The sequence below is a fragment of the Pseudomonas sp. 2822-17 genome (assembly GCF_002742485.1).
GTDB lineage: Bacteria > Pseudomonadota > Gammaproteobacteria > Pseudomonadales > Pseudomonadaceae > Aquipseudomonas > Aquipseudomonas cyclaminis.
Window position 1 is genome coordinate 78,099 of the sequence record NZ_LJRZ01000766.1, and the last position, 15,549, is coordinate 93,647.

Annotated in this window: 15 protein-coding genes; 9 read left to right on the forward strand and 6 right to left on the reverse strand. The window is 61.0% G+C overall.

Annotated features, from left to right (window positions below; genetic code table 11):
• Window positions 1–107 precede the first annotated feature (107 nt).
• The 5 genes from kdgD (at window position 108) to AOA60_RS27975 (ending at window position 6,660) form a co-directional block, all read left to right on the forward strand.
• Complete coding sequence (gene kdgD / locus AOA60_RS27955; RefSeq protein WP_032886251.1) at window positions 108–1,019, forward strand: 5-dehydro-4-deoxyglucarate dehydratase; 912 nt, start codon at window positions 108–110, stop codon at window positions 1,017–1,019.
• 54 nt (window positions 1,020–1,073) lie between these two features.
• Window positions 1,074–2,519 (forward strand): aldehyde dehydrogenase family protein, encoded by a 1,446-nt coding sequence (locus AOA60_RS27960; protein WP_099587097.1) that lies wholly within the window; start codon window positions 1,074–1,076, stop codon window positions 2,517–2,519.
• 97 nt (window positions 2,520–2,616) lie between these two features.
• Entirely contained in the window at window positions 2,617–3,981 is a 1,365-nt protein-coding gene (locus AOA60_RS27965) for an MFS transporter (RefSeq protein ID WP_099587098.1), read from the forward strand.
• An 11-nt stretch (window positions 3,982–3,992) separates the two neighbouring features.
• On the forward strand, window positions 3,993–5,546 hold the full coding sequence (gene garD / locus AOA60_RS27970) for a galactarate dehydratase (RefSeq protein WP_099587099.1): 1,554 nt from the start codon (window positions 3,993–3,995) through the stop codon (window positions 5,544–5,546).
• 172 nt (window positions 5,547–5,718) lie between these two features.
• Window positions 5,719–6,660 (forward strand): AEC family transporter, encoded by a 942-nt coding sequence (locus tag AOA60_RS27975; protein WP_099587100.1) that lies wholly within the window; start codon window positions 5,719–5,721, stop codon window positions 6,658–6,660.
• Here the strand turns inward: AOA60_RS27975 and AOA60_RS27980 are convergent.
• From AOA60_RS27980 to gatC, 6 genes are all read right to left on the reverse strand, one after another.
• Complete coding sequence (locus AOA60_RS27980) at window positions 6,657–7,037, reverse strand: carboxymuconolactone decarboxylase family protein (protein ID WP_099587101.1); 381 nt, start codon at window positions 7,035–7,037, stop codon at window positions 6,657–6,659. The two genes, AOA60_RS27975 and AOA60_RS27980, sit on opposite strands and share 4 nt — an antisense overlap.
• Window positions 7,034–8,080, reverse strand: a complete 1,047-nt coding sequence (locus AOA60_RS27985; protein WP_099587102.1) for a calcium/sodium antiporter — start codon at window positions 8,078–8,080, stop codon at window positions 7,034–7,036. The genes AOA60_RS27980 and AOA60_RS27985 overlap by 4 nt, the downstream gene beginning before the upstream one ends.
• A gap of 59 nt (window positions 8,081–8,139) precedes the next feature.
• The gene (locus AOA60_RS27990) at window positions 8,140–8,511 is read right to left on the reverse strand and encodes a septal ring lytic transglycosylase RlpA family protein (protein WP_099587103.1); all 372 of its coding nucleotides are present in this window, start codon (window positions 8,509–8,511) and stop codon (window positions 8,140–8,142) included.
• A gap of 97 nt (window positions 8,512–8,608) precedes the next feature.
• On the reverse strand, window positions 8,609–10,054 hold the full coding sequence (gene gatB / locus AOA60_RS27995) for an Asp-tRNA(Asn)/Glu-tRNA(Gln) amidotransferase subunit GatB (RefSeq protein WP_099587104.1): 1,446 nt from the start codon (window positions 10,052–10,054) through the stop codon (window positions 8,609–8,611).
• Between the two features lie 10 nt (window positions 10,055–10,064).
• Window positions 10,065–11,516: an Asp-tRNA(Asn)/Glu-tRNA(Gln) amidotransferase subunit GatA gene (gene gatA, locus AOA60_RS28000; RefSeq protein WP_099587105.1), complete on the reverse strand. Its 1,452-nt coding sequence runs from the start codon at window positions 11,514–11,516 to the stop codon at window positions 10,065–10,067.
• Between the two features lie 16 nt (window positions 11,517–11,532).
• Complete coding sequence (gatC, locus tag AOA60_RS28005) at window positions 11,533–11,820, reverse strand: Asp-tRNA(Asn)/Glu-tRNA(Gln) amidotransferase subunit GatC (RefSeq protein ID WP_003188556.1); 288 nt, start codon at window positions 11,818–11,820, stop codon at window positions 11,533–11,535.
• Window positions 11,821–12,030: 210 nt separating this feature from the next.
• Here gatC and mreB point away from each other — a divergent pair, with 210 nt between their 5' ends.
• The 4 genes from mreB to AOA60_RS28025 all read left to right on the forward strand — a co-directional run bounded on the left by mreB (window position 12,031) and on the right by AOA60_RS28025 (window position 15,479).
• Window positions 12,031–13,068 (forward strand): rod shape-determining protein MreB, encoded by a 1,038-nt coding sequence (gene mreB, locus AOA60_RS28010; protein WP_002555108.1) that lies wholly within the window; start codon window positions 12,031–12,033, stop codon window positions 13,066–13,068.
• A 138-nt stretch (window positions 13,069–13,206) separates the two neighbouring features.
• A complete protein-coding gene (gene mreC / locus AOA60_RS28015) occupies window positions 13,207–14,343 on the forward strand; it encodes a rod shape-determining protein MreC (protein ID WP_099587106.1) in 1,137 nt (378 codons plus the stop codon).
• Window positions 14,343–14,831 carry a rod shape-determining protein MreD gene (mreD, locus tag AOA60_RS28020; RefSeq protein WP_099587107.1) on the forward strand — a complete coding sequence of 163 codons (489 nt, stop codon included), beginning with the start codon at window positions 14,343–14,345 and terminating at the stop codon, window positions 14,829–14,831. The genes mreC and mreD overlap by 1 nt, the downstream gene beginning before the upstream one ends.
• A gap of 51 nt (window positions 14,832–14,882) precedes the next feature.
• The gene (locus AOA60_RS28025) at window positions 14,883–15,479 is read left to right on the forward strand and encodes a nucleoside triphosphate pyrophosphatase (protein ID WP_099587108.1); all 597 of its coding nucleotides are present in this window, start codon (window positions 14,883–14,885) and stop codon (window positions 15,477–15,479) included.
• Window positions 15,480–15,549: the final 70 nt, after the last annotated feature.

A 15,549-nucleotide genomic window follows, 5' to 3' on the forward strand; every position in this document is an offset into this window, starting at 1 on the left:
ATGAATTGCAGTTGACGAATCTTTTTATAGTTGTACGATGACGTACGACATCACCAAAACCAACAACAATCTTTCGACAGAAAGTCTTTACCCAGGGTGTACGAATAATGAATCCACAAGAGCTGAAGTCCATCCTCTCCCACGGTCTGCTGTCTTTCCCGGTGACCGATTTCAACGCCCAGGGTGACTTCCACCAAGCGGGCTACATCAAGCGCCTTGAATGGCTGGCCCCTTATGGCGCCACCGCGTTGTTCGCCGCAGGTGGCACGGGTGAGTTTTTCTCCCTGGCGGCCAGCGAATATTCCCAAGTGGTAAAGACCGCTGTTGATACCTGCGCCACCAGCGTGCCGATCCTCGCCGGCGTAGGCGGTTCCACGCGCCAGGCCATCGAATACGCCCAAGAGGCCGAACGCCTGGGCGCCAAAGGCCTGCTGCTGCTGCCGCACTACCTCACCGAAGCCAGCCAGGACGGCGTTGCCGCCCACGTTGAAGCCGTGTGCAAATCGGTAAAAATCGGCGTGGTGGTCTACAACCGTAACGTGTGCCGCCTGACCGCTCCGCTGCTGGAACGCCTGGCCGAGCGCTGCCCGAACCTGATCGGGTACAAGGATGGCCTGGGTGACATCGAGTTGATGGTGTCGATCCGCCGTCGTCTGGGCGACCGTTTCAGTTACCTCGGCGGCCTGCCGACTGCAGAGGTTTACGCCGCTGCCTACAAGGCCTTGGGCGTGCCGGTGTACTCCTCGGCGGTGTTCAACTTCATTCCGAAAACCGCGATGGACTTCTACCACGCCATTGCCAAGGATGATCACGCCACCGTCGCCAAGATCATCGACGACTTCTTTCTGCCTTACCTGGACATCCGTAACCGCAAATCCGGTTATGCCGTGAGCATCGTCAAGGCCGGTGCAAAAATCGCCGGCTATGACGCAGGTCCGGTGCGTACGCCGCTGACCGACCTGCTGCCGGAAGAATACGAAGCCCTGGCCGCGCTGATCGACAAGCAAGGTCCGCAATAACCCATTAACAAGGCCGCTGAGTAATCAGCGGCCTTTTGCGTCAGGAGAAGATTCGTGTCCCAAGCAAAGCGTTTTGAAAACTACATCAATGGCGAGTGGGTAACCGGCGCCGACTACTGCACCAACCTCAATCCTTCGGAGTTGTCTGACGTCATTGGTGAATATGCCAAGGCAGACGTCGCCCAAGTCAACGCCGCCATCGACGCCGCCCGTGCTGCATTCCCGGCCTGGTCCACGTCCGGCATCCAGGCGCGTCATGACGCGCTGGATAAAGTCGGCAGCGAAATCCTCGCACGCCGCGAAGAGCTGGGTACCCTGCTGGCCCGTGAAGAGGGCAAGACCCTGCCGGAAGCCATCGGTGAAGTGACCCGCGCCGGTAACATCTTCAAGTTCTTCGCCGGTGAATGCCTGCGTTTGTCCGGCGACTACGTGCCGTCGGTGCGTCCGGGCGTCAATGTTGAAGTCACCCGCGAAGCCCTCGGCGTGGTCGGCCTGATCACCCCTTGGAACTTCCCGATCGCCATCCCTGCGTGGAAGATCGCCCCGGCCCTGGCCTACGGCAACTGCGTAGTGATCAAACCGGCGGAACTGGTTCCGGGCTGCGCCTGGGCGCTGGCCGAAATCATCTCCCGCGCCGGTTTCCCGGCCGGCGTGTTTAACCTGGTGATGGGCAGTGGTCGTGTGGTTGGCGACGTGCTGGTCAACAGCCCGAAAGTCGACGGCATCAGCTTCACCGGTTCCGTGGGTGTGGGCCGTCAGATCGCTGTCAGCTGCGTGTCGCGCCAGGCCAAAGTGCAGTTGGAAATGGGCGGCAAGAACCCGCAGATCATCCTCGACGACGCCGACCTCAAGCAGGCCGTCGAGCTGTCGGTACAGAGCGCGTTCTACTCCACTGGCCAGCGTTGCACCGCGTCCAGCCGTTTGATCGTGACTGCCGGGATTCACGACCAGTTCGTCGCGGCCATGGCCGAGCGCATGAAGTCGATCAAGGTCGGCCACGCGCTGAAAAGCGGTACCGACATCGGCCCAGTGGTTTCCCAGGCTCAGTTGGACCAGGACCTGAAATACATCGACATCGGCCAAAGCGAAGGCGCGCGGCTGGTCAGCGGTGGCGGCCTGGTGACCTGCGACACCGAAGGCTACTACCTGGCGCCGACACTGTTTGCCGACAGCGAAGCCGCCATGCGCATCAGCCGTGAAGAGATCTTCGGCCCGGTGGCCAACGTGGTGCGCGTAGCGGACTATGAGGCGGCGCTGGCCATGGCCAACGACACCGAGTTCGGTCTTTCGGCGGGCATTGCCACCACGTCGTTGAAATACGCCAACCACTTCAAACGCCACTCCCAGGCGGGGATGGTGATGGTCAACCTGCCGACGGCAGGCGTGGATTACCACGTTCCATTCGGTGGCCGTAAAGGCTCATCCTATGGCTCGCGGGAGCAAGGTCGCTATGCACAAGAGTTCTACACCGTGGTGAAAACCAGCTACATCGGCTTGTAACACGCACTACCCGTGGGAGCCGGACGCCTGCCGGCTCCCACACTGAACACACATAACTATTACCCGCAAAAAAAATAATTAGTGGGAGTACTTCTACATGCAAGCGACCAAGCCGACCCACGTCCGCTATTTGATCCTGCTCATGCTGTTCCTGGTGACCACGATCAACTACGCCGACCGGGCCACCATCGCCATCGCGGGCTCCAGCCTGCAAAAAGACCTCGGCATCGACGCGGTCACCCTCGGTTATATCTTCTCTGCATTCGGTTGGGCCTACGTGGCCGGGCAAATCCCCGGTGGCTGGCTGCTGGACCGTTTCGGCTCGAAAAAAGTCTATGCCCTGAGCATCTTCACCTGGTCGCTGTTCACCGTGCTGCAAGGCTACGTCGGTGAGTTTGGCGTCTCCACTGCGGTTGTTGCGCTGTTCATGCTGCGCTTCATGGTGGGCCTGGCCGAAGCGCCGTCCTTCCCCGGTAACGCGCGTATTGTCGCGGCTTGGTTCCCGACCGCCGAACGCGGCACGGCGTCGGCGATCTTCAACTCGGCGCAGTACTTCGCCACGGTGTTGTTCGCGCCATTGATGGGCTGGATCGTCTACCGCTTCGGCTGGCAGCACGTGTTTATCGTGATGGGCGTGATCGGCATCGTGTTCTCGCTGATCTGGCTGAAAGTTATCCACAGCCCGCGCCAGCATCCGATGATCAACGAAGCCGAGTTCAATCACATCGCCGCCAATGGTGCGATGGTCGATATGGACCAGGACAAAGGCAAAGGTAAGAAAACTGACGGGCCGAAGTGGGATTACATCCGCCAGTTGCTGACCAATCGCATGATGCTCGGCGTGTACCTGGGCCAGTACTGCATCAACGGCATCACATACTTCTTCCTGACCTGGTTCCCGGTGTACCTGGTACAGGACCGTGGCATGACCATCCTCAAGGCCGGTTTCATTGCCTCGTTACCGGCGATCTGCGGGTTTATCGGCGGTGTGCTCGGCGGTGTGATTTCCGACTACCTGCTGCGCAAGGGCCATTCCCTGACCTTCGCCCGCAAGGCACCGATCATCGCTGGCCTGCTGGTCTCCAGCAGTATCATCGCGTGTAATTACGTCGACGTTGAATGGATGGTGGTGGGCTTTATGGCCCTGGCTTTCTTCGGCAAAGGCGTTGGCGCACTGGGGTGGGCGGTGGTGTCCGACACTTCGCCGAAACAGATCGCCGGCCTCAGCGGCGGCTTGTTCAACACCTTTGGTAACCTGGCTTCGATCACCACGCCCATCGTGATCGGCTACATCATCAGCACCACCGGTTCCTTCAAATGGGCCCTGGTGTTCGTCGGCGCCAACGCGCTGGTGGCGGTGTTCAGCTACCTGGTTATCGTCGGCCCGATCAAGCGTGTAGTACTCAAAGAGCCGCCAAGCAAGGGGCCAGAGTTGACCAACCTAACCGAAGCGCATTCCTGAGAGGCACCGTGATGCAGTTGATTGAACATGCCGACTCGCCGCGCTCGATTCGTTTGCACGAGCGTGACAACGTAGTGATCGTGGTCAATGACCAGGGCGTACCGGCCGGGACCGAGTTCCCGGACGGCCTGGTGACCGTGGAGTTCATCCCCCAGAGCCATAAAGTGACCCTGGAAGATATCCCCGAAGGCGGTCAGATTATTCGCTACGGCCAGACCATCGGTTATGCCTTGGCGCCGATTCCACGCGGCAGTTGGGTCCAGGAAGATCAACTGCGCATGCCTACCGCGCCGCCGCTGGACAGCTTGCCGTTGTCCACCGATGTGCCGCAAACCCAGGCGCCGCTGGAAGGGTTTACGTTCGAGGGTTATCGCAACGCCGACGGGACCGTGGGCACGCGCAATATCCTTGGCATCACCACCACGGTGCAGTGCGTGACCGGGGTGCTGGACCATGCGGTCAAGCGCATCAAGGACGAATTGCTGCCCAAGTACCCGAATGTCGATGACGTGGTGGCGCTGACCCACAGCTACGGCTGTGGCGTGGCAATTACCGCGACGGATGCCTACATCCCGATCCGAACCGTGCGCAACCTGGCGCGCAATCCAAACCTGGGGGGCGAAGCCTTGGTGATCGGCCTGGGCTGCGAGAAATTGCAGGCCGGGCAGGTGATGCACGACAACGACAGCTCGGTCGACCTGAGCGAGCCGTGGTTGTACAAGCTGCAGGATTCCAGCCACGGCTTTACCGAGATGATCGAGCAGATCATGGAACTGGCCGAAATCCGCCTGAAGAAACTCGACCAGCGCCGCCGCGAAACCGTGCCGGCGTCCGAACTGATCCTGGGCATGCAGTGCGGCGGCAGTGATGCGTTTTCCGGCATCACCGCCAACCCCGCGCTGGGTTACGCCTCGGACTTGTTGCTGCGAGCCGGGGCGACGGTGATGTTTTCCGAAGTCACTGAAGTACGCGATGCCATCTACTTGCTGACATCTCGGGCGCAGACGAAGGAAGTGGCCGAGGAACTGGTCAGGGAAATGGACTGGTACGACCGTTACCTGGCCAAGGGCGAAGCAGATCGCAGCGCCAATACCACGCCGGGCAACAAGAAGGGCGGGCTGTCGAACATTGTCGAGAAGTCCTTGGGCTCGATCGTCAAGTCCGGCAGCAGCGCGATCAACGGCGTGCTGGGCCCTGGCGAGCGCTTCAAGAGCAAGGGCCTGATCTTCTGCGCGACGCCGGCCAGTGATTTTGTCTGCGGTACGCTGCAATTGGCGGCGGGGATGAACCTGCACGTGTTTACCACCGGCCGTGGCACGCCTTATGGGCTGGCGATGGCGCCAGTGGTGAAAGTGTCGACCCGTACGGAATTGGCGCAGCGTTGGCCGGACCTCATCGATATCGACGCTGGGCGCATTGCCACCGGGCGGGCGAGCATCGAGGAGTTGGGCTGGGAGTTGTTCCACTTCTACCTGGACGTGGCCAGCGGCAAGAAGCAGACCTGGGCGGAGCATCACAAGCTGCACAATGACATCACGTTGTTCAACCCGGCGCCGATTACCTGAGACCGAGTCGCCTGCATCGGGGGCAAGCCCCCTCCCACCTTGACCGAGTTCTAATTTTGAAATGTGGTCGAATGTGGGAGGGGCTTGCCCCCGATAGTGGTCTATCGGGCACTGCGCGTTTGTATGGCTTATCATTAGCCACCTAACGACGCTCACCAAGGTTCTCCCCGGCATGCTGGCTATCTTCCTCACCACCCTCACCATCACCGCGCCGGTATTCGCCATGCTGTTTCTGGGTGTGCTGCTCAAGCGCATCAATTGGATCAACGACAACTTTATCCACACGGCTTCGTCCCTGGTGTTCAACGTCACCATGCCGGCGCTGCTGTTCCTGGGCATCCTGCATGCCGACCTGCACTCGGCGCTCAAGCCGGGTCTGCTGATCTATTTCGCCGTCGCCACGCTGGCGAGCTTTGCGTTGGCCTGGGGCTGGGCGATTTTTCGCTGCAAGCGCGAAGACCGGGGCATCTATACCCAAGGCGCGTTTCGCGGCAATAACGGGGTGATCGGCCTGGCCTTGGCCGCCAGCATGTACGGCGACTACGGCATCTCTCTCGGTGCAATCCTCGCGGCGCTGGTGATCCTGTTCTACAACACCCTGTCGACCATTGTGCTGGCGGTGTACAGCCCGGTGATCAAGTCCGACCCCTGGAGCATCTTCAAGAGTGTGGTGGCCAACCCGCTGATCATCAGCGTGATCGTGGCGGCGCCGTTTGCGTATTTTCAGATTGGCCTGCCTGGCTGGCTGGAAAAATCCATGCAATACCTGGCGGACACCACCTTGCCGCTGGCCTTGATCTGCATTGGCGGCACCTTGTCCCTGGCAGCGTTGCGCAAAAGCGGCAACATGGCGCTGAGCGCGAGCCTGATGAAGATGGTCTGGTTGCCGGTGGTCGCCACGCTGGGCGCCTGGCTGCTGGGCTTTCGCGGGCCGGAATTGGGGATTCTGTTCCTGTACTTCGGCGCGCCGACGGCCGCCGCCAGTTTCGTGATGGCGAGGGCGGCCGAAGGTAATCACGAGCTGGCGGCGGCGATTATTGTGATCACCACCTTGATGGCGGCGGTGACCACGAATATCGGTATTTTTGTGTTGCAGGCGGGTGGCTGGATCTAAGCTTCTTTCTGGTAGGTATCGATCACTTCCTGGGCAGCACGAAACGCATCGATCGCCGCCGGCACCCCTGCGTACACCGCACAGTGCAGCAACGCTTCGCGAATCTCTTCCACGGTGCAGCCATTGTTCAGTGCACCGCGTACGTGCCCCTTCAGCTCTTGTGGGCACTTGAGCGCAGTCAGCGCCGCCAGGGTGATCAGGCTGCGCGTCTTCAGCGGCAACCCTTCGCGGTTCCACACACTGCCCCAGGCATGTTCATTGACGAAATCCTGCAGCGGCTGGCTGAACTCGGTGGCATTGCCCAATGCGCGGTCGACGAATACATCGCCCATGACCTGGCGACGCATCTCAACCCCGGGTTTTTTCTGATCGGTCATTGCGATTCCCTCTTGTGTTGGCGGCGCCAGGCGCGCAGCGAGGTGAGCACCAGGAACACCACCAGCGCTGGCAGGATGTAATGCAGCATCAATTGTTCGAGTTTGGTGGCCAGGGGCATGCCGGTGGTGAACGCCATCACATGCAGCCCATACGCCAGGTACAACCCCAGTAACACCAGGCCTTCGGCGCGGGTCACGCGGTAACCGGTATAGAACACCGGCAGGCACAGCGCCACCACGCCGAGCATCACCGGCAGGTCGAAATCCAGGGCGTTGGGCGACACCGACAGCGGCGATGGCGCCAGCAGTGCCGTCAGCCCCAGCACGCCCAGCAGGTTGAACAGGTTGCTGCCGATCACGTTGCCCACGGCAATTTCCCGCTCGCCGCGCAGGGCGGCAATCAGCGAAGTGGCCAGGCACGGCAGCGAGGTGCCGACGCCGATCAGCGTCAGGCCAATGATGCGTTCCGACAGGCCCAGGTCGCTGGCCACGTCCACCGCCGCGCCGAGCAACAGGTGGCCGGCCAGCACCAGGATCAGAAAGCCGCCGAGCATCAGCAATACGCTGCTCAGCCAGGGCGCTCGGGCCACCGTGTCCAGCGTGCGCGGGCGGCGCGAATGACGCGTCTGGTAGTGCAGCACGCCAAGATAGGCGATCAGTGCAATCAGCAGCAGCAGGCCATCGACCGGCGTCAGTTCTTCATTGGCCGCCAGGGTAAACACCAACAGGCCGGCGAGAATCATCACCGGGATATCCAGGCGCACCAACTGGCGCGAGACCCGCAAAGGGATGATCAGCGCCGACAGGCCGAGGGTCACCAGGATGTTGAAGATGCTGCTGCCGATGACGCTGCCCACGGCGATATCGGTATTGCCGGCCAGGGTCGCCTGCAGGCTGACGGTCATCTGTGGCGCGCTGCTGCCGAAGGCCACGATGGTCAGGCCGATGATCAATGGCCGTACCTTGAGACTGGCCGCGAGGCGCACCGCCGCGCGCACCAAAATTTCGGCGCCGACGATCAGCAGCACAAGGCCGCTGACCAGTTCGAGCAGGCTCCAGGGCGACAGGGTGGATAATCCAAAAATGGTCAGAACCCTCCTGGTTAGTTGCTCATGGCCTGCACGCGAACCCGCGCAGTACCGCTGCGCAGCATGCCGAGTTGCTCGGCGGCTTCGCGGGAAAGATCGATCAGGCGCCCACGGGTATGCGGGCCGCGATCATTGATGCGGACCACGACGGAGTTGTCGTTGTCGAGATTGGTGACCTTGACTCGGGTGCCGAACGGCAGTTGCCGGTGGGCGGCGGTCAGGGCGTTCTGGTTGAAAGGTTCACCGCTGGCGGTTTTCTTGCCATGGTGCCGGGCGCCGTAATAGGAAGCGGTGCCGGTTTCGTCGTAGCCGTTGGGATTGATGAGGCCGCTGGCGCAACCGGTCAACAGGGAGAACAGGGCTAAAAGGCCAAGTAAACGGGTCATTCAAGGTATCCCCATTATCAAATGTGGGAGGGGGCTTGCCCCCTCCCACAGGAGGTCCGAGCCGAGCATGAAATCTGGCTTGGCCCCTTCACCGCTGTCAGCCTTCGAGCTTGCTTTTCAGCAGTTCGTTCACCTGTTGGGGGTTGGCCTTGCCTTTAGAGGCTTTCATGGCCTGGCCGACAAAGAAGCCGAACATCTTGCCGCGCTTGGCTTCGTCTGCCGCGCGGTATTGTTCGACCTGCTCGGCGTTGGCCGCCAGCATCTCATCCAGTACCGCCGAGATGGCGCCGCTGTCGGTGACCTGCTTGAGACCGCGTTTCTCGATGATCTCGTCAGCATTGCCTTCGCCCGCGGCCATCGCTTCAAACACAGTCTTCGCAATCTTGCCGGAGATGGTGTTGTCCTTGATGCGCAGCAGCATGCCGCCCAGCTGTTCGGCGGTCACTGGGGCTTCGTCGATTTCCAGGCCCTGCTTGTTCAGCAGGCTGCCCAGTTCAACCATGACCCAGTTGGCCGCCAGCTTGGCGTCGCCGGCAATGCTCACGACTTTTTCGAAGTAGTCGGCTTGCTCGCGGCTGGACGCCAATACGCTGGCGTCGTAGACCGACAGGCCGAACTGCTCTTGGAAGCGCTCGCGTTTTTGCGGCGGCAATTCCGGCAGGGTGGCGCGGATGTCATCCAGGAACGAGTCCTCGATGACCACCGGCAACAGGTCCGGGTCGGGGAAGTAACGGTAGTCGTTGGCTTCCTCCTTGCTGCGCATGGCGCGGGTTTCGTCTTTGTTCGGGTCGTAGAGGCGGGTCTGCTGGATCACCTTGCCGCCGTCTTCGATCAGTTCGATCTGGCGACGCACTTCGGTGTTGATCGCCTTCTCGATGAAACGGAACGAGTTGACGTTCTTGATCTCGCAGCGGGTACCGTACTCGGCCTGGCCTTTTGGCCGCACCGACACGTTGCAGTCGCAACGCAGCGAGCCTTCGGCCATGTTGCCGTCGCAGATGCCCAGGTAGCGCACCAGTGCGTGGATGGTCTTGACGTAGGCCACGGCTTCCTTGGCACTGCGCATGTCCGGCTCGGACACGATCTCCAGCAGCGGCGTGCCGGCGCGGTTCAGGTCGATGCCGGTGGCACCGTTGAACTCTTCATGCAGGCTTTTGCCGGCGTCTTCTTCCAGGTGGGCGCGGGTGACGCCGACACGTTTGATGGTGCCGTCTTCCAGCGGGATGTCCAGGTAGCCCTTGCCGACGATCGGCAATTCCATCTGGCTGATCTGGTAGCCCTTGGGCAGGTCCGGGTAGAAGTAGTTCTTGCGCGCAAACACGTTGTGCTGGCCGATCTCGGCGTCAATCGCCAGGCCGAACATCACCGCCATGCGCACCGCTTCCTGGTTCAGCACCGGCAAAACGCCGGGCATGCCCAGGTCGACCAGGCTGGCCTGGGTGTTGGGCTCGGAGCCGAACGTGGTGGCGCTACCGGAGAAAATCTTCGATTGGGTGGCGAGCTGGGTATGAATCTCCAGCCCGATCACAACTTCCCATTGCATAGTGTTCTCCTCAGAAGCCGGTAGGGGTGCGAGTGTGCCAGTCGGTGTTCAACTGGTACTGGTGCGCCACATTGAGCAGGCGGCCTTCCTGGAAATACGGTGCGAGCAATTGCACGCCCACCGGCAGGCCATCGACGAAGCCGGCCGGCATGGACAGGCCCGGCAAGCCCGCGAGGTTGGCGGTGATGGTGTAGAGGTCTTCCAGGTACTCGGCAATCGGGTCGCCGGTCTTGGCGCCGATCTTCCAGGCCGGGTTCGGCGTGGTTGGACCGAGGATCACGTCGACTTCTTCAAAGGCCGCCATGAAGTCGTTCTTGATCAGGCGACGGATCTTTTGCGCCTTGAGGTAGTACGCGTCGTAATAACCCGCCGACAAGGCGTAGGCACCGACCATGATCCGGCGTTGTACTTCGGCACCGAAGCCTTCGCCACGGGAGCGTTTGTAGAGGTCGGTGAGGTCTTTCGGGTTTTCGCAGCGGTAGCCAAAACGCACGCCGTCGAAACGCGACAGGTTGGAGGAGGCTTCTGCCGGCGCGATCACGTAGTAGGCAGGAATCGCGTGCTGGTTGTTCGGCAGGCTGATTTCCTTGATCACGGCGCCCAGGCCTTCCAGCGTCTTGATGCTGTTGTGCACCAACTCGGCGATGCGCGGGTCGAGACCGGCGCTGAAGTATTCCTTCGGCACGCCGATGCGCAGGCCTTTGAGCGAGGTGTTCAGGCTGGCGCTGTAGTCCGGCACGGGCTCATCGATGCTGGTTGAGTCCTGTGGGTCAAAGCCAGCCATGCCTTGTAACAATATTGCGCAGTCTTCAGCGGTGCGGGCCAGCGGGCCGCCCTGATCGAGGCTGGATGCGTACGCGATCATGCCCCAGCGGGAAACGCGACCGTAGGTCGGCTTCAACCCGGTGAGGTTGGTGAAGGCAGCCGGTTGGCGAATGGAGCCGCCGGTGTCGGTGGCCGTGGCGGCCGGCAGGAAGCGCGCGGCGACGGCAGCAGCCGAACCGCCGGACGAACCGCCTGGCACGTGTTCCAGGTTCCACGGGTTTTTTACCGCGCCGTAGTAGCTCGACTCGTTGGCCGAACCCATGGCGAATTCGTCCATGTTGGTCTTGCCCAGGGTCACGGCCCCGGCGGCAGCCAGCTTGGACACCACGGTGGCGTCGTAGGGCGCTTTAAAGTTGTCGAGCATCTTCGAGCCGCAGCTGGTGCGTATGCCCTGGGTGCAGAACAGGTCTTTGTGGGCGATTGGAGCGCCCAGCAGTGCGCCGTTTTCACCCTTGGCGCGACGTACGTCGGCGGCCTTGGCCTGGCTCAGGGCCAGTTCTTCGGTGAGGCTGATGAAGCTGTTGACCTTGGGATCCAGCGCAGTAATACGCGCCAGCAGGGTCTTGGTCAGCTCTTCGGAGGAAAACGTTTTGTCGGCGAGACCGCGGGCGATCTCGGCCAGAGTCATGTGATGCATGAAAGGCTCTTTCCCTTTAGTCGATGACTTTCGGAACCAGGTACAGGCCGTTTTCGACCGCTGGTGCGATGGACTGGTAGGCCTCGCGATTATTGCGCTCGGTCACGACGTCTGCGCGCAGGCGCTGGCTGGCTTCCAGCGGGTGAGCCAGGGGCTCGATGCCGTCGGTGTTCACGGCCTGCATTTGGTCAACCAGCCCGAGAATGCTGTTCAGGGCTGCGGTGGTCTGTGGAAGATCGGCGTCATTGAGGCCAAGCGAGGCCAGATGCGCGATTTTTTCCACGTCGGAGCGTTCAAGCGCCATGGGAATCTCCAGTGGAAAACAGAACGGAGGCTGTCCGTGTGTTAGATTGTCGGAACACTACCGCATTTCTACGGTCATATGGCCGCGATTGTGGGGGTTGGTGCACAGAAAGTCGGCCAATTTAGCACATTGGCGCCTTGCCCAAAATCCCTGTCGTTGTTAGAGTTTGCCGCACTTTTTTACCCACGCGTTGCCTAGGGTCCTTTCCCCATGTTCAAGAAACTGCGTGGCATGTTTTCCAGCGATCTTTCCATTGACCTGGGCACTGCCAACACCCTTATTTACGTGCGCGAGCGCGGTATCGTTCTGAATGAGCCATCGGTTGTGGCCATTCGGACCCATGGTAATCAGAAAAGTGTCGTTGCCGTCGGCACCGAGGCCAAGCGCATGCTCGGCCGTACACCAGGCAATATTGCCGCCATTCGTCCGATGAAGGACGGCGTGATCGCCGACTTCAGTGTCTGCGAGAAGATGCTGCAGTACTTCATCAACAAGGTTCACGAAAACAGTTTCCTGCAGCCCAGCCCTCGTGTGCTGATCTGCGTTCCATGCAAGTCCACCCAGGTTGAGCGTCGTGCCATCCGTGAATCGGCCCTTGGCGCCGGTGCCCGTGAAGTGTTCCTGATCGAAGAGCCAATGGCTGCTGCGATCGGTGCCGGCCTGCCGGTTGAAGAAGCCCGCGGTTCGATGGTGGTGGATATCGGTGGTGGTACTACCGAGATCGCCCTGATTTCCCTGAACGGTGTGGTGTACGCAGAATCCGTGCGCGTGGGCGGCGACCGCTTCGACGAAGCGATCATCACGTATGTGCGTCGTAACTACGGCAGCCTGATCGGCGAATCCACCGCCGAACGCATCAAGCAGGAAATCGGTACCGCTTACCCAGGCGGCGAAGTGCGCGAAGTCGATGTTCGCGGTCGCAACCTTGCCGAAGGTGTTCCACGTGCCTTCACCCTGAACTCCAACGAAGTGCTGGAAGCTCTGCAAGAGTCCCTGGCCACCATCGTTCAGGCTGTGAAGAGCGCCCTGGAGCAATCGCCGCCGGAGCTGGCTTCCGATATCGCCGAGCGTGGCCTGGTACTGACCGGTGGTGGCGCCTTGCTGCGCGACCTCGACAAGTTGCTGGCCCAGGAAACTGGCCTGCCGGTGATCGTCGCCGAAGACCCGCTGACCTGCGTTGCGCGTGGCGGTGGTCGTGCACTGGAAATGATGGATAAACACACCATGGACCTGCTTTCCAGCGAATAAGATCGTTGGTTACTCCATGTTTCGCCCGCAGGCAGCACTTTGCAGTGCTGCCTGTTGGCGTTTATCTTCTTCAATCTGCATCCAGGCCGGTTAGATGCCGTATGAATAAAGAGAACATTTGCCTGGGAGGAGCGGCTTATTAAACCGCTTTTCGCCAAAGGCCCCTCATTGGGCGTGCGCTTACTGGTGCTGGTCGTGCTTTCGGTCGCGTTGATGGTGGTCGATGCCCGCTTCTCACTGCTCAAGCCGGTGCGTAGCCAGATGTCGCTGGTGTTGATGCAGACATACTGGGTCACCGATCTGCCGCAACGGCTCTACCAGGGGGTGGCCAGCCAGTTCGGCAGCCGCACCGAACTCGTCGCCGAAAACGAAAAACTCAAGACCGAAAACCTGCTGTTGCAGGGGCGCATGCAAAAGCTCGCGGCCCTCACCGAGCAGAACGTTCGGCTGCGCGAGCTGCTCAACTCTTCGGCACTGGTCAACGAAAAGGTCGAAGTGGCCGAGTTGATCGGCATGGACCCGAATCCCTTTACCCACCGCATCATCATCAACAAGGGTGAGCGCGACGGTGTGGTCCTCGGTCAGCCGGTACTGGATGCCCGTGGCCTGATGGGGCAGGTAGTCGAGCTGATGCCCTACACCTCGCGGGTGCTGCTGCTGACGGACACGACCCACAGCATTCCGGTGCAGGTCAACCGTAACGGCTTGCGAGCGATTGCCAGCGGCACCGGCAACCCTGAGCGCCTGGAATTGCGTCACGTCGCCGACACGGCCGACATCAAGGAAGGTGACCTGCTGGTCAGCTCCGGCCTGGGCCAGCGGTTCCCGGCGGGTTACCCGGTGGCGACGGTCAAGGAAGTGATCCACGATTCCGGCCAGCCTTTCGCCATTGTGCGCGCCGTGCCCACTGCCGCCCTGAACCGCAGCCGCTATCTACTGCTGGTGTTCAGCGACAACCGCACGCCGGAAGAGCGTGCCAACGACGCCGCCCAGGCTCAGGAAGCGGAAGACAAGAAGAACGGCACTGCGCCGGTGATTCCTGCGACCGTACCCAAGCCCGCAGTAGCGACTCCTGTTGCTCCGGCAGTTGCTCCGGTGGTCACGCCGGCCAAACCAGCGGCCCATAGTGCAACGCCGGTGAAACCGACAGCGGCGAAACCACCCGCCACCACGACGCCTGCTGTGAGGCCTGCGGCCGCAGCCCCCGCCACCACGACGCCTGCTGTGAGGCCTGCGGCCGCAGCCCCGGCCACCACGCGGCAGAGGGAGGAATAATGGCCGGTACTCATTCGAGCAATGGCTGGATCGTCTGGCTGACATTCGCTGTCGGGCTGCTGCTCAGCGTTTCCCCGCTGCCCCAATTCATGGAAATCCTGCGACCGCTCTGGCTGGCCTTGCTGCTGGCCTTCTGGTCGCTGAACCTGCCGCATAAAGTGGGTATGGTCACGGCCATGTTCCTGGGGTTGGCGGAAGATGTGCTGTATGGCACCTTGCTGGGCCAGAACGCGTTGATCCTGACCCTGATCACCTTCCTGGTGCTGTCGTTGCAGCAGCGTTTGCGCATGTTCCCGATGTGGCAGCAGTGCCTGGTGATCCTGGTAATCTTCGGCCTGGCGCAGTTGGTGCAACTGTGGCTCAGCGCCTTGACCGGTAACCGTCAGCCAACCCTGGCGCTGGTATTGCCAGCCCTGGTCAGTGCGCTCTTGTGGCCCTGGATCAGCTTCGGTCTGCGTGGGTTGAGTCGGCGCTATAAAATCAATTGAATGGATTGCGAGGCTCTGCCTGGTTATCGAACCCCACAGGGAGAGACTGCAATGAATTCGCTTTATCTGGCCTCGGGCTCCCCAAGACGGCGTGAACTGCTGACCCAGATCGGTGTGCCCTTCACCGTGGTCAGCGCCGCTATCGATGAAACTCCTCTTACCAATGAATCGGCTGTTGCCTACGTCGAACGTCTTGCGCGCGGCAAGGCGGCGGCGGGATTTTCTGCGCTTGAGCATTCGCCGGGCGCCTGTGTGTTGGGCGCTGACACGGCAGTGATCGTGGACGGTCAGATCCTCGGCAAGCCGGTTGACCAGGCCGATGCCCTGGCGATGTTGATGGCCTTGGCGGAACGTGAGCATGAAGTGCTCACCGCTATTGCCCTTACCGACGGCCAGCGCTGTGAAACCCAATGTGTAAGCAGTCGTGTACGTTTTCGCGCGATTTCTGTCGAAGAAGCAACAACCTACTGGCACAGCGGCGAACCCCAGGACAAGGCGGGCGGCTATGCTATTCAAGGGCTTGGCTCGGTGTTTGTCGCCGGTCTCAATGGCAGCTATTCCGCCGTTGTAGGGCTGCCGGTGTGCGAAACCGCGCAACTGCTTGCCCGATTCGGCATACCCTGTTGGCAAAACCTCACCGTGCGCTAAACGCCTTGCACCAGCGCCCAGCCTTAAGCGACCGGCCACTATTGTGAAAACGCCTGAACGAGACCCAGCC